Raw genomic sequence first — 21,463 nt, 5'->3', positions numbered from 1 at the left:
GGCTCGTGGTTCCTGTTCAGGTTGAATGCGTAGGAACACTCATCCCAGCAGGACCACGAGTCCTCTGCTTGCTACAACACGAACCTGTTTCCCCGGGAACCTTGAAGAGCCGGCTATTCCGGCGCAGCCCCCGGACGCACAAGCATCGCCTCAAGGTCCGACGCCGGGACGGGCCTGCCGAAGTAGTAGCCCTGGCCGCTCGCGCAGCCCAGCCGGATCAGCTCGGCCGCCTGCTCCGCCGTCTCGATGCCCTCGGCAACCGCCTTGAGCCCGCAGGCGTGGATGAGATGCAGCACCGCCTCGACGAAGTTGCTTTGCTCCACGTCGGTGCCCAGCCCGTCGATCAGGCTCTTGTCGATCTTGACCACGTTGACCGGCAGTTTCCGCAGGTAGCTGATGGACGAGTACCCGGTGCCGAAGTCGTCAATTTCCAGCTGGACGCCCAGTCGCCGCAGCCCGCTCAGGGAGTACTTGTCCACGTCCCCGCCGTTGACGGCCATGGACTCCGTCAACTCCACGATGAGGTTGGCGGCGTCCACTCCCGTTTCGCGGAGGATATCGCGGACATGTTCGATCAGATCCAGGTTTTGCAGCTCGGTGGTTGAGATGTTGACACGGACGTTGAATTTCCCGTCCACGTTCTGTTCCTGCTGCCACTGCCGCAGCTGGCGCACCGCGTTCTTCAGGACCCAGTGGCCAAGGTCCACGATCATCCCTGTCTCTTCGGCCAGCGGGATGAACGAATCGGGCATCAGAAGCCCGCGTTCCGGGTGGTTCCAGCGCACCAGCGCCTCAACGCCTTCAATCCTGCCGGTGGCCAGTTCCACCACCGGCTGGTAATGCAGCGTGAGCTGGTCCTGGCGGATCGCCTCGCGCATCTCAGTGATCATGACGCTCTGCAGCCGGCGGGCATAGAGCAACGCCGGTTCGAACACCTTGATGCTGCTGTGCGGCTGGGCCTTGGCCGCGTACATCGCCGTGTCAGCTTCCATGACAAGATCATCGACCGACTGCCCTGGCTCGGCCACCCGCAGTCCGATGCTGGTGCCACAGGTAATCCGCAGGTCCCCGATCTCCAGGCTCTCGCCGAGGGCCTTGAGGATCCTGTTGGCGACCCGTCGGGCCCGGACCAGGTTCGACTTCGGAAGCATGACGGCGAACTCGTCGCCGCCGAGGCGGGCGACGGTGTCCGTCTCCCGGACGGCATTCTGGAGCCGTCGCGAGATCACCCGGAGGACGTCGTCGCCGGCGCTGTGTCCCAGCGTGTCGTTGATGCCTTTGAACGAGTCGAGATCCAGGACCAGCAGCGCCGGCGGCATTTCGCCCCGGGACGTCTCGGCAAGTGCGTGGCTGAGGACGGAGTTGAGCGCTGTCCTGTTGGCCAGCTGGGTCAGCGGGTCCGTCAGGGCCATCCGCTCGAGCTCGACCTGGGCGTCCCGCAACATCGCCGTTCGGCTTTCGACGCGCTCTTCAAGTTCCTGGTAAATGGTCTGCAGGTCGTCAGCCATCAGGTTGATCCCGGCAATGACCGCGGCGACGTCGTCCCTGGCACCGGAGTGGGGAATCCTGGTCGTCAGGTCACCGCCCGCTATCCGGACGATACCTTCGACGAGGGCGTGCAGCCTGGGGTCCGGAGGATCATTCTTCACTCGCGTACTGCCCTAACCAATCAGTGGCCTCAGCCTCGGACGTGAAGAACCGCGCCGGGATCGACTCGGTCTTCGACCGCAGCAGGTAGTGCGCAATCACCCGGTCGACCGGGCTTTCGCCGACGAGCGCAAACGCGGACGCCGCGATCGATGTGGAGTAGACGTGCCGTGCCTCGACGCTGACACCCAAGACCCCCGTGATGACCAGCAGCACCGGCATGCGCCGGCCGTTCGCCAGGGCGCGGACCGTGGCCCCGGCCGTTCGCGCCTCGGGACCGGCGATTTCCCCGTTGGCGGGAAGCGCGACCTCGATGATGCCGCCGTCGAGCATGCGGACGCCGATCGGCGCACCTGCGGGCGTCACCGCTGACGCGCGAACAGCTCCCGCAGACTCGTCTGGTATCCGCTCATCGGGCCCGGCGAGGGCGTCGACGCTCACCGGACAGCAATTCGACGACGGCGGTCGGTTGACCCGCGGAGGTCCCGGTTAAGCCGGCGGTCGCCATGGTAAAGAATGGTCTCCCAGTCGACCTCCTCGGCTGTCTTCTCAACCACGAGGCTCTCCTTCACTTGCTTGGTCCGCGGAGTGACGTACAGCCAGTTGACCATACCGAGGAACACATCCACCACAGAGTTGCGCACGCCGATGTAGGCCCGGATTGCGCCGGCAGCCAGGACGGCGTTCAGCGAGGCGAATGCCACGTTGCCCCAGTTGCCCAACTGGGCGTCGCGCCAAACGGTCAGCACGGAGAAGGCGACGATCGCGTAGGGGGTGAGGACGTAGATGGCCGGGGCCGCGGTGCGGTTCTTGACCTTCGGGGTGCGGGCAAACGGAATCTTGTCGCCGGTGACGGCCTGCTGCAGCGACTTGAGTACGCCGGCAAGGTTCACCGGAAGCAGGACCAGGTTGAAGCCGTAGATCCGGAGGATGTCGCTGAAGCGGTGCCCGCAGTCCCGCAGATCGCTGCCCATGGCCAGGAAGTAGGGCAGGGCGGCGAGGAACACGATGGGGCTCAGCAGCCGGCTGTCGTAAGGGTACGCCAGCAGGAAGAGCAGGCCGAAGCTCGCCCAGGCGATGGACGCCATGTAGTTCACGCGCAGGAGGACTTCCCGGAACAGGATCTTGCGGCGGTCGGAACGGCTCTGGAGGAGCTGGGCCCAAAGCTTGGGCAGGATCAGCAGTCCGCCGTTGGCCCAGCGGCGGCGCTGGACCACCAGCGAGCCGAAGTCCGGCGGCGTGGCGCTGTAGCTGAGGCGTTCCGGGTAGTTCACCAGGGTCCAGCCGTGCTGGCCAAGGTCGATGCTGGACTCTGTGTCCTCGATGACCGTGCGGTCCTGGATGTACGTCCGGACTTCGAAGGCACCGTTGGTCTCCACTTCAACAATGTCCTCGAGGGCCCGCTTGCGGATGACGGCATTCGCGCCGACCCAGAAAGTGGCCCCGTAGTAGGTCATTCCCTGGTGGAGGATGTGCTGGATGTCGGTGGTGGCTCCCGCGACGCGCTCGATCCGGGTGGGCGCACCGCGGAAAGAGGAGTACGGAGTCTGGGTCACGGCGACCTGTTCGTTGCCGGCCGATTCCAGGAAGTAGACCAGGCGGAGGCAGTAGTCGCGCAGAAGGAGCGAGTCGGCGTCGAGGGTCAGGAGGTAGGTGGTGTCCGGGAACTCCAGGACCCGGTCAGTGCCTGCAAACTCCGCATCGCCCTCGACTTTGCGCAGGACCACGCCGTCGGCGGTCATCTCTTCCCGCCAGGAGTGTCCCATCAGGGAAATGTAGGCATTGAGGTTCATCGCCTTGTTGGCCTCGTGGGAGAGGCTCGCGTACTTCTTCCGCTCGAACGTTTCGGTGGAGACGTTGAAGATCCAGGTCAGGCGGAGGTACAGCTCTTCGCGCCGGGACCACGACGGCGAGGTTTTCTGCGCCAGGGCTGCGTTCAGCCCGACCAGGACGAGCCGCAGTTCGCGGGCCAGACCCATCAGGACAAGGTCCACGAAGAACTCGTCGACGTGGTCATCCACCAGCTCGCCGGCTGCCATTGCCTCCAGCCAATCGGCGGCGGCCTCATACTCGGCGATCAGCGATGCCAGCTCGGCGGGTTCGTTCCGGGGGTCCGTCTTGGCCCGGCGACGGGCGTCCGCCAGGGCGGTGTTGAACCGGGCCGCGGGAACGCTCATCGCAGCGGAGATTTCTGCCGTCAGCGCCCGGGTTTTTTCCAGCTTGGCGAGGTCCCCGGGGTCCGTGGGGTTGGGCGGATCGTCGACCAGCAGCACAACTTTGAGATCGGGGAATTCCTGCAGGGCGGCGGACCAAAGCGTGGCCCGCACCACTTGGGGCTCTTCGGCGTAGGAGGGGACCAGCACCGTAATGCCTTCGGCATATTCGGCGAAGTGGCGATCCAATTCTCCGCGCGGAACCCGGGAATGGTCCCGGAATCGATAAAGGGCACCTTGCCGGGCCATCAAGTACATGAGCGCCGAAAATGTCAGGAATGTTACGACAATCAGGTACGAGACAGTCTCAAATTGGAACCTGAACCCGGCATTCGGGTTATCGGCCAGCTCCCGCAGAATGGTCGAAATGACGTAGCTGACCCAGGCGAGCAGGGTCGTAAGAATTCCGAGCCGGCCGAGAATGATCTTCCGGCGTGACGGCCGCGGATGAACGATCGAAAGCGGCTCGGAGCGCCTTTCAGCCCCCCACTGACGGCGGCGACCCACGTCTTTTTGCTCGGTGGAGACGCTTTCTGCGTCAGGGCGCGGCAAGACTAGCTGATCAGACATTGGTCCCCATAGACTGCAAAGTCGCTGTTTGAACGCGCGCACATGTAACACAGCGCCCGGCGCACCGGAATATTCCAGTGAGTGCCCTTAGGATAATGCAAGGTCAGACCGTTGCCGGACATCAGACACTCCGGAATATGACGCGCTGATCCCGATGGTCGGCGTGTGCCCGGCGGTTCGCAATAAAGTCATAAGGGGGCCCTGTGTCCGAAAGATTCCCAGGCCGTAAATTATCGCTCGTCCGGCTGGGCGTTCTCGCCGGTGTCGTCGTGGCGGTCACCGCCGGCGGCGTGACCGCGTGGGGCAACTTCAAGGACGTCAGGGCAGCACAGGCTATTCCGTCCATTTTTTCCGGATATGTGGACGTTACGGCAACTCCACGCTATGCCTTCGAGGACCCGGTATCCAAGGCGGCGGAGAAGGTACTGCTGTCCTTTATCGTGTCGGACGCCGGTGACGCGTGTACGCCGAGCTGGGGCGCCGCCTATTCCCTTGACGAGGCAGGGTCTGCCCTGGACCTGGACCGGAGGGTTGCCCGGCTCCAGCAGCTGGGCGGGACAGTTGCTATCTCCTTCGGCGGCCTGATCAACAACGAACTTGCCACGGGTTGCACTGACCCGGGCAAGCTGCAGGCCGCGTACCGCGCCGTGGTGGAACGGTACAACGTCAGCAGCATCGATCTGGACATCGAGGGCGAGGCCCTCAGCGATGTCGCCTCCCTGGACCGCCGCGCGGCAGCGGTAGCGGCACTCCAGAAGGACCGCCGCGGAAGCGGGAAGGACCTCAATGTCTGGCTGACCCTGCCGGCAGACCCCAACGGTTTGACGACGGCAGGCACCGACGCCGTGCGCCGGACGATCGCCTCGGGGACCGATCTCGCCGGGGTGAACATCATGACGATGGACTACGGCGGAAGCCGGCTCCCGGACCGTTCGATGTTCGAGAACGCTGCCTCGGCAGCGGAGGCGACTCACCGGCAGCTCACCAGCCTGTACCAGGCTGCCGGCAGCGAGCTGGGCAGCGAGACCGTGTGGCGCAAGATCGGGCTGACGCCGATGATCGGCCAGAACGACATTGCCGGTGAAATCTTCACCCTCAAGGACGCGGAGGAACTCAGCGGATACGCGAGCGCCAAGGGCGTCGGCAGACTGTCCATGTGGTCCCTGAACCGTGACCGGACCTGCAGCCCGAACTACCCCGATGTCAAGAAGGTGTCCGACGGCTGCAGCGGCGTCGAGCAGGGCGCAGCCTCGTTTGCCACCATCCTGGGCGCCGGCGTCGCAGCTTCCCCGGGCGCAACCGGGAACACGGCAACCCCGCCGGAGTCATCGGTACAGCCCACACGGGCACCCGCAGCAGCCGATGATCCTTCCACCAGCCCGTATCCGGTCTGGAACGAAGGCGCTGCCTACACAACCGGCGAGCGGATCGTCTGGCACTCCAACGTCTATGAGGCCAAGTGGTGGACGCGGAACGAAGCCCCGGACAACCCCGTCCTCCAGGGCGCCGCAACCCCCTGGCGGATCATCGGCCCGGTCCTGCCCGGTGACAGGCCGACCCCGCAGCTGACCGCCCCCGCCGGCACCGCGCCGCAATGGGAACCGGCCAGGGTCTACCGCAAGAGCGATCGTGTGCTCTTCGAGGGCCGGGTTTACGAAGCAAAGTGGTGGAACCAGACGGACAGCCCCGAGGCTGCGATGCAGGGTGCACCCGAGTCGCCGTGGACGAAGCTGCGCGATGAGGAGCTGTTGAAGCTGATGGCGGCGGCGTCCGCGTCGCCCGCCGCGTCCCCGACGCCGACGCCGACGCCGACGCCGACGCCGTAAAGACCAGCATGCGCAGCCGGGGGCCGTGGGGAGGGAAGTTGTCCCCATGGCCCCCCGGCTATCCCCTGCTGTAGCGTGCCTCTCATTGCTGGTTGAGCCTTCGACCGGTTCGAACCGAAGGTCTCCGACATGCCAGATTCTGCAGTGATACCTGGGACAACCACCTACCGGATGTCCAGCCTCGCCTGGGCCCTGGCCGTGCAGAGCGCCACGGAAACGCTGCGGCTCGAAGCCGGCGTGGACCTGGCGGGCTCCACTCCCGGACCGGGGGCCGCCATCCTGGCGGGGGTGGACGACCTAACCCTGGCCGGAATGGCCCGCGAGCTGAACACCGCCGGGATCACGGACTCCACCGGAAGAATCCGGCCGCAGTGGCTGCAGGCGCTGGGCCAGGGCGCAACTGCGCCGATCCGGCTGAGCCTGGTGGCACGCTCCGGCGGCGCCTCGACGCACTGCCGGGTGAACCTCTTCGATGGCCGGGGGCTCGCCGTCGAATTTACCCGCCCGGTCGCCACAGCCGCGGACGGAAGGGTCGCCGCGGCCAGCGTCGCCGACGCCGTCACCGTCACCCTGCTGGCGGAGGCGGTCCTGTGGCCGGTGATGGCCCGGTCGATGCCCCCGTTCCCGGAACTAATTGCCGGGGCAGCGGGCCCGGAGACCGGCTCCGCGGATTCCGGTCCGGTTCCCGGACGGGACGGCGGGAAGACCACGCTCTCGGCAGCCGACGCCACCGCACTGGCCCGCGGCGGGTCCGACGATATTCCCCCGGGCGTCGCCGCCGCCGTGGCCGCGGCGAAAGCCACGGTCTACCTGGATGTGCAGTCCCAGGCAGCCGGCACCGGGTTGCCGTACCGCGCGGCCGGAGTCTGGGCGCTGTCCGACAGCTTGTATTCCGTCCGCACCACCGGGCCTGCCGGGGCACGCCGCCTGGTGATGGTGGAAGCGGCGAGTGGCGACATCGCCCGCCAGCTTGTCTGGCACACGGTCGGCGCCCACGATTTCCTGGCCCGCCGCACCAGCGCGGAGCCGGCATCATGAGCCTGCACGGAATGGACCCGGAGCAAGGTGAGCATTTTGCCAGGGAACTCACGCGTGCCAGCCAGCGCTTCGCGCAGCTGAGCGGGCAATTGACACCGTTCATCGCTGCCGCCCCGTGGCGGGGGCCCGATGGCGAGCAGTTCCGCAGCGACTGGAAGGCCCACAGCAGGATGCTGCTGGCCACCTCGGACGCGTTGCGGGCAGCCTCTGACGCCGTACGGGAGAATGTCCGCCAGCAGCAGGACGCCAGCTCCGGACACACCGGTGCCGGCCAGCCCGGCGGCGGCCAGCCCGGCGGCGGCCAGCCCAGCGGCGGCAACGCGGTGACCACCCTCATTGGCAGCTTCCTGGCGGATGCCGGCGAAGCTGCCGGCGACCTGTGGGACGGAACCGGTGAAATCATCGACACCGTCGGCGGCAAGGTCAGCGACGGCCTGGGCTGGCTGGCACACCAGGCCTCCGGGGCAGTATCCAATCTGGGCGACGCGGGCGGCGACGTGTTTGACGGGCTGTGCGACATGGGCGGCCTGGGCTGGGATTTCCTCAGCACGGGCGAGCCGCCGTCGATCACTGAACTGCTCGCAGGCGGAACGGGGCTGCTGGCCGCCGGGATGAACGCCAACGTCGCCCTGTCCACCGGCGGGTTCATCCACCCGCACATCCTCGATGACGGTTCGCCGGTGGCCGGTGACCCGCAAACCCTGGGCGTCGGCCCGGACCCGGCGCAGAACGGCCACCGCAGCACCCCCGTGCCCAGCAGCCTCGCACAGATCATGGGAGGAGTCACGGCGGCCTACGACGACGGCGGCAAGGCCGGGACGCCCGACGCGGCAGTCCGGATTACGGCCGTGGACAAGGGCAACGGGCCGGCGTACATCGTGACCATCCCGGGCACCTCGGAGTGGAACGTTCGCTCGGGCTCCAACCCCATGGATACCGTGGGGAATTTGTCCTCCGCGGCCGGCAACATGTCAACGGCTTCGCAGGCCGTCGGGATGGCGATGCGGCAGGCCGGGATTCCAAGTGGCGCGCCGGTCATGCTGGTGGGGCACTCACAGGGCGGGATGACTGCCGCCAACCTTGCGGCTGACCCGGAATTCCGGAGCCGCTTCAACGTCACCAATGTCATGACCTACGGCTCCCCGATCGACTCGACCCGCATCCCCAGCGACGTGAAGACACTCGCGTTGCAGCACCCGTTCGACGTCGTGCCACGCCTGGATCTTGGCAACTCAAAGCCCGGGGGCCCTGTCCCGTTTCCCTGGGAAAGCAGTAACGGCGCCACCGTCGTGACCCTCCCCAGCCCGCGCGGCTCCGGAATGGGCGACGTTGTGGCCAATCACGACTACAACGCTTACGTCACATCCGTCGAGGCCAACGAATCGTCGGGTGCCCTCGCTGCCTACCGGAATGAGCCGTCAACCCAGGCGTTCATCACGGCTGAACCCAGCCAGGTCCGGTCAACGACATCCGGCATCGGCCGAAAAGAATAGAGTCGAAACATGCGAAAGATCTTCACCGCACTGACCGTGGGTCTGCTGGCCATGGTCCTGTCGGGTTGCGGGGCAAACCCGGGAACCTCGGACACTGACTATGCTGCCAAGTACAAAGCGGCGGTCGAGTCGCTGGCTCACGTGGCCGCGGTGGACGCCAGCTACAAGTCCTCCGGCGGCATGGGCCGCAGCGGTGACGTCTTCATGCATGCCGACACCTCGGACCGGGAAACAATGATGGGCGTGCTCCGGGATGCCTTCCCGGCGATTGTGGCCGCCGCAGCCGGCGACCCGGAAGTGAACCTGGCAATCCAGGTGATTTCTGCCGATGGAGCGTCGGCGGTCTCGCCCGCCGATCTGGGGTATTCCGGGACCGGGTCTTTGAGCAGTTACCGGACATTCCTCGGCAAATAGGCGTTTCCGGGACCATTCCGGGGGCGCGGCTCGGGTCAGCGCGCCGTCACGGCCCGGGCCTGCCTCACGGCGGCCCGCTGCTCCCCCACCCGTTGGGCGACCACCAGTCCCACGGCGGCTGCCCCGATCGTGATGGGGTATCCCATCAGCCGCTCGAGGGTGCCGGGTTCGGGCACGTCCATCCCCGTCACACCGCCCGTGATGAGGGCACCGAGGGACACGAGCCCGCAGGCGGCGATGAACCAGCCCAGCGGCGTCTGCCGGAGCCATAGCCAGCCCAGGATCACCAGCGCCAGGGCCCCTGCGGCGAAGTACATAATGGCGCCGACAGCGTGCCACCGGGAGCCCGCGTCCTCGGGGACCAGCCCCACCAGCACGGTTCCGGCGCCGGCGACGGCGGTGAGGGCGCGTGCGGCGATGGCAGCCGCCCACGGAATCCGCGTGGCCGGCAGCAGCGTGAACCGCACCCCGTGCCGCGCTGCCGTGCACAACAGCGCGGCACTGAGCAGCAGTGCGCCGACCATCATGCCGATGCCCTGGACCACAAACGAGGCGTTCATCAGTACGTGCGCCGGCGAACAGACGTCCCGGCCGTCGAAACCCCCGCAGCCCACGGCACCCAGGTCGCTGATGTACCCCGTCCGGCGGCTGTACGGCTGCTGCCCCGTCCACGCACCGATAACGGCGGCCTCCGCGACGAAGTACTGCAGCACGCTGAGCAGTGCCAGGGCGCCGGCGTAGAACCGGGTGGACGGCAGGTCAGGGATGTAGATGATGTCCTGGGACGGCGAATCAGCTGGGGCGGTCATGCCAAGAGCGTAGTACGGCGCCTCACCTTGTATGCTTATATCCGTGTCCGAACGGGCCGGCCAGCAGCCGGCCGGCACGGATGCACGCCCTCGTAGCTCAGTGGATAGAGCACGGCTCTCCTAAAGCCGGTGTCGTTGGTTCGATTCCAATCGAGGGCACTTGAACCCCCAGTCCCCGGGCGACGCTCCGGCCTTCGATCTTCGTGCCTACCTTCTGGGCAGCTGGAGCGTGGACCGGACCCTGCTGGACAGGTCCACCGGCAGCCGGGGAACCTTCACCGGCGTCGTCCGCTTCACAGCAATGGACGACGACGGCGGCCTCCGGTTCCGCGAAGACGGCACCGTTGCCTGGTCGTCCGTCCCTGGCGGACCAGCCGGCACACCGTTCACCGGCCCTGCCAGCCGGGAGTACCTGCTGCGGCCCACAGGCGCGCCGGACACGATGGACATGCTCTTCCCCGACGGCCGCCCGTTCCACCGCATGGGCTTCGGCCCGCAGAACAGCCACGACCAGCACTGGTGCGACCCCGACAGCTACCGTGTGAGCTACACCAGGACCGGACCGGACGACTTCCGCTACGAGTGGGACGTCACCGGGCCGGCCAAGGACCAGCTGCTCACGTCGTTCCTGCGCCGCACCGCGGACCCCGCATGATGAACCCGCTCATTGTCGTCTCCGCCGTCTGTGTCTTCGACGTGTCAGGACGGCTCCTCACCGTCCGCAAGCGGGGTACGGACAAGTTCATGCATCCCGGCGGCAAACCCGAGGCGGGCGAGACAGCCGCCCAGGCGGCCGTGCGGGAACTGGCCGAAGAGGTCGGCATCGTCCTCGCTGCCGACGAGCTCGTGTTCCTCGGAATCTGGTACGCGGACGCCGCCAATGAGGCCGCGACGCAGATCCAGGCCACGGTCTTCACGGCCCCGGGCGTGTGGCAGGCCCGTCCCGCCGCAGAAATCGCCGAGATCCGCTGGCTGGACCTGGCCGGGGAACTGCCGCACGACCTCGCTCCGCTGCTCACCGACCACGTGCTGCCGGCCCTCGCGGGCCCGGCCGGTTAGAGTCCGGCCGGCTAAGGCCGGTCCGGTTAGAGCCCGGGAACGGCGTCTTCCGCGACGGCGCTGGCTTCGCTGAACTGGGTCCGGTACAGCTCGGCATACCGGCCCTCGGCGGCCAGCAGCTCGCTGTGCGTTCCGCGCTCGACGATCCTGCCGTCCTCCACCACCAGGATGGCGTCGGCGGCCCGGATAGTGGAGAGACGGTGCGCAATCACGACGGCGGTGCGGCCCTCGAGCGCCGCGCCGAGCGCCTCCTGGACAGCGGCTTCGTTGGTGGAGTCCAGGGCCGCGGTGGCCTCGTCCAGGATCACGACGCGCGGCTGTGCGATGAGCAGGCGGGCGATGGTGAGGCGCTGGCGTTCGCCGCCGGAAAGCCGGTAGCCGCGCTCCCCCACCACCGTATCCAGGCCGTCCGGGAGCGAGCGGATCATGTCTTCCAGCCGGGCCTGCCGCAGGACATCCCACATGAGCTCGTCGCTGGCGTCCGGGCGGGCCAGGCGCAGGTTGGAGGCGATGCTCTCGTGGAACAGGTGCCCGTCCTGGGTCACCATGCCAAGGGTGTGCCGCATCGAATCGAAGGTGAGGTCACGGACGTCCACCCCGGTGCCCGGCACGGTTCCGCCGAAGCGGACCGCGCCGGAATCGACGTCGTACAGGCGCGACAGCAGCTGCGCGATGGTGGACTTGCCGGCGCCCGAGGAGCCCACCAGCGCGACCGTCTGGCCGGGTTCGACCCGGAAACTGATGCCGTGCAGCACTTCTTCGCCGCCGCGGGTGTCGAGGGTGGACACGTCCTCCAGTGAGGCGAGCGAGACCTTGTCCGCCGACGGGTAGGAGAAGCGGACGTCGTCGAACTCCACGGACAGCGGCCCGGCAGGGGACGACACCGCGTCGGGCTTCTGCTGGATGAGCGGCTTGAGGTCCAGGATCTCGAAGACGCGCTCGAAGCTGACCAGGGCGCTCATGATCTCGACCCGGGCGTTGGAGAGCGCCGTGAGCGGCGCGTAGAGGCGGGTAAGCAGCAGTGCCAACACCACGACGTCGCCCGCGGCCAGCTGCCCCTGCAGCGCCAGGAAGCCGCCGAGGCCGTAGACCAGGGCGAGGGCCAGCGCCGAGACCAGCGTCAGTGCGGTCACGAAGGTGAACTGCAGCATCGCCGTCCGGATGCCGATGTCGCGCACGCGGCCGGCGCGGACGGCGAATTCCCGGGATTCCTCATCCGGGCGGCCGAAGAGCTTCACCAGGGTGGCGCCGGGGGCCGAGAACCGCTCGGTCATCTGGGTGCCCATGGAGGCGTTGTGCTCGGCGGCTTCGCGGCGCAGGTCGGCCAGTTTGGAGCCCATCCGGCGGGCGGGGATCAGGAAGATCGGCAGCAGGATCATGGCGAGGACGGTGATGAGCCAGGACTTGCCCAGCATCACCACGAGGGTCAGGGCAAGGGCCACGACGTTGCTGACCACGCCGGACAGGGTCCCGGCGAAGGCCGACTGGGCGCCAATCACGTCATTGTTGAGCCGGCTCACGAGCGCCCCGGTGCGCGTGCGGGTGAAGAAGGCGATCGGCATCTTCTGGACGTGGTCGAAGACCTTGGTGCGAAGGTCGACAATCACGCCCTCGCCGATGGTGGAGGACAGCCAGCGCGTGACGAGTCCCAGCCCGGCCTCGGCGACTGCCACGATGGCGATCAGCACGGCCAGCCAGACCACAACCTCGGTGGCCGCGCCGGCGATGATCGCGTCAACCACCTGCCCGGCGAGGACCGGGGTGGCGACGGCCAGCACGGCCATCACGATCGACAGGAGCACAAACGCGATCAGTTTCGCCTTGTGCGGCCGGGCGAAGCCGAAGACACGTTTGAGCGTCTCCTTCGAGAACGGCTTGGAGCCGCTCGAGGCGCGCGTGATGTTGTAGAGGGAGCTCCAGGCTACCCGGTCCATGCTCATGTGTTGGTGCCTTTCGCGGCGGTGTGGCCCAGCAGTTCGGTGACGACGCCGCTGTCCACGTTCCAGCGCGCGTCGAGGCGGACGTTTTCCAGCAGCCGGCGGTCGTGCGTGACCAGCAGCAGGGCGCCCTCATAGCTGTCCAGGGCTTCTTCGAGTTGTTCGATCGCGGGGAGGTCCAGGTGGTTGGTGGGCTCGTCGAGCACCAGGAGGTTCACGCCGCGGGCCTGCAGCAGTGCCAGCGCGGCCCGGGTCCGTTCCCCCGGCGACAGGGAATCCACCGGGCGCGAGGTGTGGTCCGCCTTGAGGCCGAACTTGGCCAGCAGGGTCCGGACTTCGGCCGGGGTCTGGTCCGGCAGCACGGCTTCGACGGCGTCTGCCAGTTTCCGCCCGCCGGCCAGCAGCCCGCGGGCCTGGTCGATCTCGCCGACCGCCACGGAGGCGCCCATGGAGGCGTCGCCGGAATCCGGCCGCTGGATGCCCAGCAGCAGGCGGAGCAGGGTGGATTTGCCGGCGCCGTTGGGGCCGGTGATGCCGATCCGTTCCCCGGCGTTGAGCTGCAGGTTCACCGGCCCGAGGGTGAAGTCCCCCTGATGGACGACGGCGTCGCGGAGTGTCGCCACGACGGCGCTGGAACGGGGCGCCTGTCCAATGCTGAACTGCAGCTGCCACTCCTTGCGGGGTTCTTCGACCTCTTCGAGCCGGGCAATGCGGGATTCCATCTGGCGGACCTTCTGGCCCTGCTTCTCCGAGGATTCCGTACTGGCCGCACGCCGGATCTTGTCATTGTCCGGATTCTTCTTCATGGCGTTCCGGACACCCTGGGAACTCCACTCGCGCTGGGTGCGGGCACGGGAGACGAGATCGGCCTTGGTGTTGGCAAACTCTTCGTAGCGTTCGCGGGCATGCCGGCGCGCCACGGACCGTTCCTCAAGGTAGGCCTCGTAGCCGCCGTCGTAGACCGCGACGGCGCTCTGCGCCAGGTCCAGTTCCACGACGGTGGTCACGCAGCGGGCGAGGAACTCACGGTCGTGGGAGACCAGCACGACGCCGCCGCGGAGGCCCTGCACGAAGGACTCGAGTTTGGCCAGTCCGTTGAGGTCAAGGTCGTTGGTGGGCTCATCCAGGAGCACGATGTCGAAGCGGCTCAGCAGCAGGGCCGCGAGCGCCACCCGGGCCGCCTGGCCGCCCGAGAGCCCTGTCATCGCAGCGCCGGGGCCCACGTCGAGGCCTAGGTCCGCCAGCACCGGCGGAATCCGGTCTTCCAGGTCCGCGGCGCCGGACGCCATCCAGCGGTCGAAGGCCACCGAGTACGCATCCTCGGAGCCAGGGGCGCCGGTCCCCAGCGCCTCCGCGGTGGATTCCATCTCCGCCGTCGCCTGGCCGCAGCCTGTGCGCCGGGCGATATAGCCGGCCACGGTTTCGCCGCCGATCCGTTCGTGTTCCTGCGGGAGCCAGCCCACGAACGCGTCTGCCGGGGCCAGGCTGACGGTTCCTTCCTGCGGCACGTCGACGCCGGCGAGCAGCCGGAGCAGGGTGGACTTGCCCGCGCCGTTGGCGCCTACGACGCCGACGACGTCGCCCGGCGCGACGGTCAGGGAGAGTTTGGAGAAGAGTGTGCGGTGGTCGTGTCCACCGGAGAGGTCCTTGGCAACAAGGGTTGCAGTCATTAGTCCATTCTCTCACCGCAGCCCACTACGGCCAGCCAAAGGGCCGTCCGGCCGGCCAGCGGCCGCCGGGCATTAAAAGAACCCGCTGGTCCGGACTTGGGGGGTGTACGGACCAGCGGGCTCGAGCATTTAGCATAGTTGAATCAGCACCTCCGGTAAAATCAACGCAGTCCCCGCTCCGCCGAACCCCAGAAGCCGCACTTCCATTCGACTCCGCAGGAAGCCATAGATGCCCTTACCCGCCAAGGCGTTTCAACTCTGGCTCCATGTCGTTGCCCCCACTGCAAGCACGGCCGACATCTGCAGGATCTCCGGGATCAAGCGCACCACGCTCGCCCAGCAGCTGGTCCGCGGAAAAGTCGCGGAAACCACCCTGGTCAGCATCAGCCGTGCGCTGGGACGCAGCCCGCTGGAAGACCTCAGCTCGTTCGACAGCTATGCGGGACTGGCCGGTCAGCCGCAGCCGCCGACCGCGGCCGAACTGGTCAGCCAGATCGCTACCATGGACTTGCTGCGCGCGGTCATTTCCCGCTCGTCCCCGGCGTACGGCGGCTACGGGGACGACGGCAGCTCGTTGACGCCGGCGCTTGGGCCGGCTCCGCACGCCACGTCGGTCCGGAACTGGGTGGACGCGATTGACGACGGCGAATTGCGGCACCGGGTTTCGGCCGCCACCGGGGTCGCGCCGCAGAACTATTCGGCCCAGCTGACCGCGAACAGGCTCTCCCCGGAGCTGGCGGTCGCGACCGCACGCGCCGCGGGCGTAGGATTCACAGGCGGACTGGTGGCTACGGGCCTGCTGACGGAGACCGATGCCGGCTGGGCTCCGGAGGCAAAGCAGGCCGCCCTGGACGCCCTCTCCGATGGCGAACTCACGGCTTTGGCCGGCGACCGCTTGCTGTCGCTCGGCAGGACCCTGCGCCGCCAGGAGCAGGAACAGGAACAAACAAAAAAGATATGGGAGAACCTCGGATGATCGCGATCCTGCAGTGGACCACCCTGGCGGTCTGCGCTCTCGTCGCGGCGGCGCGGATTCCGAGTGCCCTCCGGGGGGAGAACAGATCACTGTTCTTCGTCTACGCGTTTATGACCGTGGCTATCCTGTTGAGCATTGACGCGCCGTACCTGGCCGTGGACAGGGTCCTGGGCGGCATGAACCTTGCCAACCTGCTTCTGCGCTTCATCATCTTTGGCACCGTCTTCGCGCTGGGACTCAGAATCGCCCGTGGTTTCGGCGCCGACGACGCCCTCCGGTTGATAACCGGCCGGCCCGGGATCGCGTTTGCGGGGGCCGCGTCGGTGGCGGTTGTGGTGGTCTTCCTGATGATGGACACGGCGGGTTCATCCGCCGGATTAATCGCGGTCTACGACAAGGACGCGCGCAATGCGGCCCTCGTGGAGTACTACGGAGCCGCCGGGCGCCTCTATCCCGCTTTCATTACGCTTGCCCTCTTTCCTGCCATGGTGAGGGCGGTCCGCAGCAGGCTGCCTGGCCTGGTGCGGTTCGGCGCCGGCCTGGTCGCGGTTGGTACCGTAGCCATTACACTGAGCCTCCTGTCCCCGGTGATCCCTGCATCCCTGGCATATCTGCGCTTTGTCTTCAGCTACACCGCCATTTTGTGCCTCGTCGTCGGACTGGCCGTGATCTGGTTGTCGAAGATAGTGGCCAGGAAGACGCCCAAGGCGCAGACTGACTTGACCGGATACTGACTGTGAGCTGAGCTGCGGAGCGACTTGGGAGAATCCTGATGATGGCAACCCTGGAGTGGGTGACTCTGGCGGTGTGCTGCGCGGCCCTTCTCCTCAGGGTGCCGGACGCTCTGCGGGGCCGGAACAGAACCGTTTTCGGAATCCTCCTGCTGGCGACACTGTGCAGCCTGCTCGCCGTCTCCGAACTCTACGCGAGGATTGACGGCGCCCTGGGCGGAGGGGGTGCCACGAGCCTGGTCCTGCGCTTTCTCGTCTTCGCGACTGTCCTGCTTGTCGGGCTTCGCGTCACCAGGGGTCTCGGCGCAGCAAGAGGCTACAAGCTCACCTCCGGGGGAATCGGCCGTTGGGCGTTGGGGCTTAGCTGCCTGGCCGTGACGGCGACGTTCTTTCTAGTGCATAGGTACGGGACACCGGCGGGGCTGGAGGCGGCATCGGCGGGAGGCGACGGGAACTCTGCTCTGGCTCCCCTCTACGCCGCTGCCGGCCGCACGTACCCCGCTTACGTCTCGCTCATCCTGATCCCTCCCCTGCTGGCGCCCCTCAGGATCCAACTCCCGCGTCTGGTCCGGGCCGGCGCCCTGCTGGTCCTGCTGGGCGCCAGCTTCGCAGCCATGAGCCTTCCGGCCTCTTTCGCCCCGTCCAGCTGGGCTGGTGGACAGCACTTCGTCAACTACGCAGCGGTCCTGGGCTACGTCGCGGGCCTTGCCGTCTTCTGGTTCTCCGGGCTGATTGCGAACCCATCTGGTAACGCTAAGGCAACATTAAGTCGGAACCCCGGCTAGGCATTCACAAAATCATTAGATCGTGAGAGAATCATGAATGTGTGAAGGCGGCATTCGCTTCGTGAACGGGAACAGTCCGTGCGGAGCCGAGGCAGCCGCCCAAGCGCCATTGGGGGGATGAGTGGTAGCGGTCCGGCTGGACCGCTCCCACTCAGCCTGTTTAACGGCCCATTTCCAGTTGACAGCCCATTCCCGGGCCCCCCGGACCGGCTCCCGCTCCCTGGCCTTTTCCGGACGCCGGGTCCTCAGCGCACAAACCTCAACGTCACCAGCTGGAAGGGCCGCAGCGCCAGTTCCGCCGAGGCCCCCTCAAATGTCACGCCCGGCGCAGCCGCCGCCCGCTCCAGCAAATCCACCGCCTGGACGTTGCGGACGCCGAAGTCGGCCCTCACACTCCCCGCGGACCGCTCACCCAGCGATTCGTAGATGCGCACAATCACGTCGCCGGACCCGTCCTCCGCGAGCTTCACGGCCTCCACCACGAGGGCCGGGTTGGAAACTGTAACGAGCGGTTCGACCCCGTGGGCGCCTTTGAGCACTCGCGGGGCCAGGTTCGTGCGGTACCCCTCTTCCACGGCGTCGGCGATGCTGGCGCCGGGCCGGATGGTGACGTGCAGTTCGTGCCGGCCGCGGTCCGCACCGGGGTCCGGGAACCTGGGCGCACGCAGCAGCGAGAGCCGCACCGTGGTGGTCGTACCGCCGTCCTCCTCTCGGATGTTCCGGGTGACGTCATGGCCGTACGTCGAGGAGTTGGAAACGGCCACCCCGTAGCCGGGTTCGGCGACGTGGATCCAGCGGTGGGCGCAGATCTCGAATTTCGCGGCTTCCCAGGACGTGTTGAGGTGCGTCGGCCGGAACACGTGGCCGAACTGGGTCTCCGACGCTGAGCGGTCCGCCCGGACGTCGAGTCCGAATCCCAGCTTGAGCAGCTTTTCGCTTTCCTGCCAGTCCACCGCCGTCGAAATCGCCAACGACCCGGCGCCCGGTTCCAGCGATATCCGCTGGGTGACCGGCGAGGAGCCGGCCAGCCGCTCCACGACGACGGCGGCGTCCGCGCCGCCGGACTCCAGCGTCACCGAGCGCGCGTCGGTCAACGGGATGACATTGCGGCGGTAAAAGGCGTCAATGTCCCAGGCGTCCCATTCGTTGGGGGTGTCCCGGTGCAGCTCGAGCAGGTTGCCGAACTGCCCGGTAGCGATCGCATCGCGACCGCTGGCATAGTCGATCAGGGATGCCAGCAGACCGTCGGCGTTGATGACTGCGCGGATGATTCCGTTGTCCAGGATGTAGCCGCCGGCGGCTTCGGTGGCCCGCACCGGCTGCCCGGCAGCGAGCGGCTCGGCCGCGGCCAGCGCCGGGACGCCATGGCGCCCATGCGGGGCGGCATTGAGCAGGAAGTCAGTGTCCCCGGCGCCCAACAGCGCCGCGGCGGCGTCGGCGATGATCGCCTCGAGCTGCTCGCCGACGGCGGCGTAGTTCCGCTCGGCGTCCTGGTGCACCCAGGCGATGGAGCTGCCGGGGAGGATGTCATGGAACTGTTGCAGCAGGACCAGGCGCCAGAGCCGCTTCAGCTCGGCCGCCGGGTACGGGTACCCGGCGCGAACGGCGGCTGTGGCGCACCAGAGTTCGGCTTCCCGCAGGAGGTGTTCGCTGCGCCGGTTTCCCAGTTTTGTCTTGGCCTGGCTTGTGTACGTGCCGCGGTGCAGTTCGAGGTACATCTCACCGACCCAGACGGGGAGCGCCTCGTACTCGGCCTGGGCACGGGCGAAGAAGCTGGCCGACGATCCGAGTTCCACCTTTGGCGACCCCTCCAGGTCCGCGGTGCGTCGCGCCGCTGCCAGCATCTCGCGGGTGGGGCCGCCGCCGCCGTCGCCGTAGCCGAACGGGACCAGCGAGGTGGTGCCGCGGCCGTGGTCGCGGTAGTTCCGCTCGGCGTGGGCGAGCTCCCGGCCGCTGAGTTCGGAGCTGTAGCTGTCCACCGGCGGAAAATGCGTGAAGAGCCGGGTGCCGTCGATTCCCTCCCAGTTGAAGGAGTGGTGCGGCATCCGGTTAACCTGGTTCCAGGAGATCTTCTGGGTCAGGAACCACTTGCTGCCGGCGGCCTTGACGATCTGCGGCATGGCCGCCGAATAGCCGAACGTGTCGGGAAGCCACGCTTCCTCACATTCCACGCCGAACTCGGCCAGAAAGAAGCTCTTCCCCTCCAGGAACTGGCGTGCGATGGCCTCGCCGCCGGGCATGTTGGTGTCCGCCTCCACCCACATGCCGCCCACGGGGACGAACTGGCCCATGGTGACCTTCTCGCGGATCCGCCCGAACAGCTCCGGATACAGCTCCTTGATCCAGGCCAGCTGCTGCGCCGAGGAACAGGAAAATACGAACCCGGGATCCTCGTCCATCAGCGCCACCACGTTGGAGAAGGTGCGGGCGCACTTGCGGATCGTTTCGCGGACGGGCCAGAGCCAGGCGGAGTCAATATGCGCATGTCCGGTGGCGAGCAGGCGGTGGGCCGAGGCGTAGGCCGGCCGGGCCAGGACGCCGGCCAGGGCCTCTCGCCCCGCGCCCGCCGTACCCGGCACGTCATCGGGATCCATGACGTCCAGCATGCGTTCGAGCGCGCGCAGGATTTCGTGACGGCGGGGCAGCTCCATCGGCAGTTCGTGCATGAGGCCGCTGAGGGTCCAGATGTCCTGTTGCAGCTCCCAGACTGCCTGGTTGAGTTCTGCGATGACGATCCTGCCGAGACGGTACTTCGGTTCGTCGCCCGAGGTCGCCTTGTCGCCGTAGGGGGTGGCCGCGAAGGTCCAGCCCTGCGACAGATCGGGGTTGGCGGCTGCCTCGACGTAGAAATCGACGGACATCCTGCTGCCCAGGAGCTTCAGCGGAATGTACTGGTTGCGGGGGGAAATGGCCTTCACGATGGTCCCGTCCGGCCGCCAGGCGATTCCCTCGCATTGGAAGCCGGGAAGGTCACTGCTGAACCCCAGGTCGACGATCACTTCCACCGAGGTGTCCGCCGCCGTGCCCCAGCCGTCCGGAACCTGCCCCTGCAGCCGCAACCACTTTGTGCTCCACGGCCTCCCCCAGGCCGCTCCGTGCTCCTGGGACGTGAACTTTTGCCGGAGCGCCTCCATGACCGGGACGGGCTCATCCGGGACATCCCAGCTGCTCAGGGTGAGCGGCACGGTGCGCGGATAGACCGCGGGGACGATGCGTTCGCGGACAAAGCGGTCCAGCCGGACTTCCGTGAGACGGCGGTCGTCGTGCAATGTGTTCCTCTTCGCGCTGGCGTGGATGACGCTGAAATGCATCCAATCGATGGATAAAACTTACTTCGCCGCCAGCCCCAGGCCAAGCGGCGTCCAGGGGATGCTAGCCGCCGACGGGTGCGGGCACGCCCACGCGGTGGGCGCCCGCATACACGTTCAGCGAGGTGCCACGGCTGAAGCCGGCCAGCGTGAGGCCGCTGGACTCGGCCAGCTCGACGGCCAGGCTCGACGGCGCGCTGACCGCGGCCAGGACCGGAATGCCGGCCAGGGCAGCCTTCTGCACCAGTTCGAAGGACGCCCGCCCGGAAACCTGGAGCACGGTTCCGCGCAGCGGCAGCAGGCCCTCGCGCAGGGCCCAGCCGACCACCTTGTCCACGGCATTGTGGCGACCCACGTCCTCGCGCAGGCACAGCAGCTCGGCGGAGCCGTCGGCGGCGGTCCGGAACAGGCCGGCTGCATGCACACCGCCGGTGACGTCGAAGACGGCCTGGGCTTCCCGCAGCTGGTCCGGAAGCCCAGCGAGGGTGGCCACGGGGACCACCAGCGGGTCGTCGGCTGGGCTGAAATGCGAGGACTTGTGCACTGCCTCAATCGAGTCCGTGCCGCAGATGCCGCACGAGCTGGAGGTGTAGACGTTCCGACCGGTGTCGGGGCGGACGACGTCGGGCCTCAGCTGGGCTTCCACAACGTTGAACGTCTGGACGCCGTCTTCGTCCTCGCCGGCGCAGAACCGCAGCGAGACGAGCTGTTCGGGGCTCCAGATGACGCCTTCGGAGACGAGGAAGCCGGCGACGAGGTCGAAGTCGTTCCCCGGGGTCCGCATCGTGACGGAGAAGGACAGGCTGCCGATCCGGATTTCCAGCGGCTCCTCGACGGCGAGCACGTCCTCCCGGTGCCGGACCGGGAATTCGAGAGCCTGGGGGGATCCGTCCAGGACATACTTGTGCACCTTGCGGCGCTGCGTGACACGGCCCATCAGGTACTCCTAACCAACATAGCTCCATCATGGCAAGCGCTGGGCCGGGT

17 protein-coding genes and 1 tRNA gene are annotated in these 21,463 nt (G+C 67.4%); 10 read left to right on the top strand and 8 right to left on the bottom strand.

The window, feature by feature from the left end; translation table 11 throughout:
* Positions 1–113: 113 nt before the first annotated feature.
* The 3 genes from ACZY0Y_RS07290 to ACZY0Y_RS07280 form a co-directional block, all read right to left on the bottom strand.
* A complete protein-coding gene (locus ACZY0Y_RS07290) occupies positions 114–1,649 on the bottom strand; it encodes a putative bifunctional diguanylate cyclase/phosphodiesterase (protein WP_463957238.1) in 1,536 nt (511 codons plus the stop codon).
* Positions 1,639–2,013 (bottom strand): DUF7793 family protein, encoded by a 375-nt coding sequence (locus tag ACZY0Y_RS07285; protein WP_463957237.1) that lies wholly within the window; start codon positions 2,011–2,013, stop codon positions 1,639–1,641. Before ACZY0Y_RS07285 ends, ACZY0Y_RS07290 begins: the two co-directional genes overlap by 11 nt.
* 71 nt (positions 2,014–2,084) lie before the next feature.
* Positions 2,085–4,430, bottom strand: a complete 2,346-nt coding sequence (locus ACZY0Y_RS07280; protein ID WP_463957236.1) for a glycosyltransferase family 2 protein — start codon at positions 4,428–4,430, stop codon at positions 2,085–2,087.
* Positions 4,431–4,633: 203 nt separating this feature from the next.
* Between ACZY0Y_RS07280 and ACZY0Y_RS07275 the strand changes: the two genes are divergently transcribed.
* From ACZY0Y_RS07275 to ACZY0Y_RS07260, 4 genes are all read left to right on the top strand, one after another.
* Positions 4,634–6,256, top strand: coding sequence for a chitinase (locus tag ACZY0Y_RS07275; protein WP_463957235.1), 1,623 nt, complete (start codon positions 4,634–4,636; stop codon positions 6,254–6,256).
* A gap of 129 nt (positions 6,257–6,385) precedes the next feature.
* Positions 6,386–7,294 (top strand): hypothetical protein, encoded by a 909-nt coding sequence (locus tag ACZY0Y_RS07270; protein WP_463957234.1) that lies wholly within the window; start codon positions 6,386–6,388, stop codon positions 7,292–7,294.
* A complete protein-coding gene (locus tag ACZY0Y_RS07265; protein ID WP_463957233.1) occupies positions 7,291–8,787 on the top strand; it encodes a PGAP1-like alpha/beta domain-containing protein in 1,497 nt (498 codons plus the stop codon). Before ACZY0Y_RS07270 ends, ACZY0Y_RS07265 begins: the two co-directional genes overlap by 4 nt.
* 9 nt (positions 8,788–8,796) lie before the next feature.
* A complete protein-coding gene (locus tag ACZY0Y_RS07260; RefSeq protein ID WP_463957232.1) occupies positions 8,797–9,201 on the top strand; it encodes a hypothetical protein in 405 nt (134 codons plus the stop codon).
* A gap of 35 nt (positions 9,202–9,236) precedes the next feature.
* Here ACZY0Y_RS07260 and ACZY0Y_RS07255 read toward each other — a convergent pair whose 3' ends face one another.
* On the bottom strand, positions 9,237–10,010 hold the full coding sequence (locus ACZY0Y_RS07255; RefSeq protein ID WP_463957231.1) for a DUF998 domain-containing protein: 774 nt from the start codon (positions 10,008–10,010) through the stop codon (positions 9,237–9,239).
* A gap of 86 nt (positions 10,011–10,096) precedes the next feature.
* Here ACZY0Y_RS07255 and ACZY0Y_RS07250 point away from each other — a divergent pair.
* The 3 genes from ACZY0Y_RS07250 (at position 10,097) to ACZY0Y_RS07240 (ending at position 11,069) form a co-directional block, all read left to right on the top strand.
* Positions 10,097–10,169: transfer RNA gene (locus ACZY0Y_RS07250), tRNA-Arg, on the top strand.
* 1 nt (position 10,170) lies between these two features.
* Positions 10,171–10,665 (top strand): DUF6314 family protein, encoded by a 495-nt coding sequence (locus tag ACZY0Y_RS07245; protein WP_463957230.1) that lies wholly within the window; start codon positions 10,171–10,173, stop codon positions 10,663–10,665.
* Positions 10,665–11,069 (top strand): NUDIX hydrolase, encoded by a 405-nt coding sequence (locus ACZY0Y_RS07240; RefSeq protein WP_463881063.1) that lies wholly within the window; start codon positions 10,665–10,667, stop codon positions 11,067–11,069. The genes ACZY0Y_RS07245 and ACZY0Y_RS07240 overlap by 1 nt, the downstream gene beginning before the upstream one ends.
* A 26-nt stretch (positions 11,070–11,095) precedes the next feature.
* Here the strand turns inward: ACZY0Y_RS07240 and ACZY0Y_RS07235 are convergent, their stop codons facing one another.
* Together ACZY0Y_RS07235 and ACZY0Y_RS07230 are read right to left on the bottom strand one after the other, a co-directional pair.
* Positions 11,096–13,009 (bottom strand): ABC transporter ATP-binding protein, encoded by a 1,914-nt coding sequence (locus ACZY0Y_RS07235; protein ID WP_463880843.1) that lies wholly within the window; start codon positions 13,007–13,009, stop codon positions 11,096–11,098.
* Complete coding sequence (locus tag ACZY0Y_RS07230; RefSeq protein WP_463957229.1) at positions 13,006–14,676, bottom strand: ABC-F family ATP-binding cassette domain-containing protein; 1,671 nt, start codon at positions 14,674–14,676, stop codon at positions 13,006–13,008. The genes ACZY0Y_RS07235 and ACZY0Y_RS07230 overlap by 4 nt, the downstream gene beginning before the upstream one ends.
* Before the next feature lie 229 nt (positions 14,677–14,905).
* Between ACZY0Y_RS07230 and ACZY0Y_RS07225 the strand changes: the two genes are divergently transcribed.
* Genes ACZY0Y_RS07225 through ACZY0Y_RS07215 form a run of 3 tightly spaced genes read left to right on the top strand, consistent with a single transcriptional unit; the run spans position 14,906 to position 17,168 of the window.
* A complete protein-coding gene (locus ACZY0Y_RS07225) occupies positions 14,906–15,652 on the top strand; it encodes a hypothetical protein (protein ID WP_463957228.1) in 747 nt (248 codons plus the stop codon).
* The gene (locus ACZY0Y_RS07220; RefSeq protein ID WP_463957227.1) at positions 15,634–16,386 is read left to right on the top strand and encodes a hypothetical protein; all 753 of its coding nucleotides are present in this window, start codon (positions 15,634–15,636) and stop codon (positions 16,384–16,386) included. Before ACZY0Y_RS07225 ends, ACZY0Y_RS07220 begins: the two co-directional genes overlap by 19 nt.
* A gap of 38 nt (positions 16,387–16,424) precedes the next feature.
* The gene (locus ACZY0Y_RS07215) at positions 16,425–17,168 is read left to right on the top strand and encodes a hypothetical protein (protein WP_463957226.1); all 744 of its coding nucleotides are present in this window, start codon (positions 16,425–16,427) and stop codon (positions 17,166–17,168) included.
* Between the two features lie 245 nt (positions 17,169–17,413).
* Here ACZY0Y_RS07215 and ACZY0Y_RS07210 read toward each other — a convergent pair whose 3' ends face one another.
* Both ACZY0Y_RS07210 and fdhD read right to left on the bottom strand, forming a co-directional pair.
* Positions 17,414–20,437 (bottom strand): alpha-mannosidase, encoded by a 3,024-nt coding sequence (locus ACZY0Y_RS07210; RefSeq protein ID WP_463957243.1) that lies wholly within the window; start codon positions 20,435–20,437, stop codon positions 17,414–17,416.
* 103 nt (positions 20,438–20,540) lie between these two features.
* Positions 20,541–21,413 carry a formate dehydrogenase accessory sulfurtransferase FdhD gene (gene fdhD / locus ACZY0Y_RS07205; protein WP_463880860.1) on the bottom strand — a complete coding sequence of 291 codons (873 nt, stop codon included), beginning with the start codon at positions 21,411–21,413 and terminating at the stop codon, positions 20,541–20,543.
* Positions 21,414–21,463 lie beyond the last annotated feature (50 nt).

It is taken from the genome of Pseudarthrobacter kochi (assembly GCF_055412805.1).
This window is presented reverse-complemented; position numbering and strand designations above follow the sequence as displayed.

Excerpts from the sequence above, each read along its gene's own strand:
- ACZY0Y_RS07280 (WP_463957236.1), bottom strand. The coding sequence starts at position 4,430 with ATGTCTGATCAGCTAGTCTTGCCGCGCCCTGACGCAGAAAGCGTCTCC.
- ACZY0Y_RS07270 (WP_463957234.1), top strand. The coding sequence starts at position 6,386 with ATGCCAGATTCTGCAGTGATACCTGGGACAACCACCTACCGGATGTCC.
- ACZY0Y_RS07265 (WP_463957233.1), top strand. The coding sequence starts at position 7,291 with ATGAGCCTGCACGGAATGGACCCGGAGCAAGGTGAGCATTTTGCCAGG.
- ACZY0Y_RS07260 (WP_463957232.1), top strand. The coding sequence starts at position 8,797 with ATGCGAAAGATCTTCACCGCACTGACCGTGGGTCTGCTGGCCATGGTC.
- ACZY0Y_RS07255 (WP_463957231.1), bottom strand. The coding sequence starts at position 10,010 with ATGACCGCCCCAGCTGATTCGCCGTCCCAGGACATCATCTACATCCCT.
- ACZY0Y_RS07240 (WP_463881063.1), top strand. The coding sequence starts at position 10,665 with ATGAACCCGCTCATTGTCGTCTCCGCCGTCTGTGTCTTCGACGTGTCA.
- ACZY0Y_RS07235 (WP_463880843.1), bottom strand. The coding sequence starts at position 13,009 with ATGAGCATGGACCGGGTAGCCTGGAGCTCCCTCTACAACATCACGCGC.
- ACZY0Y_RS07230 (WP_463957229.1), bottom strand. The coding sequence starts at position 14,676 with ATGACTGCAACCCTTGTTGCCAAGGACCTCTCCGGTGGACACGACCAC.
- ACZY0Y_RS07225 (WP_463957228.1), top strand. The coding sequence starts at position 14,906 with ATGCCCTTACCCGCCAAGGCGTTTCAACTCTGGCTCCATGTCGTTGCC.
- ACZY0Y_RS07220 (WP_463957227.1), top strand. The coding sequence starts at position 15,634 with ATGGGAGAACCTCGGATGATCGCGATCCTGCAGTGGACCACCCTGGCG.
- ACZY0Y_RS07215 (WP_463957226.1), top strand. The coding sequence starts at position 16,425 with ATGATGGCAACCCTGGAGTGGGTGACTCTGGCGGTGTGCTGCGCGGCC.
- fdhD (WP_463880860.1), bottom strand. The coding sequence starts at position 21,413 with ATGGGCCGTGTCACGCAGCGCCGCAAGGTGCACAAGTATGTCCTGGAC.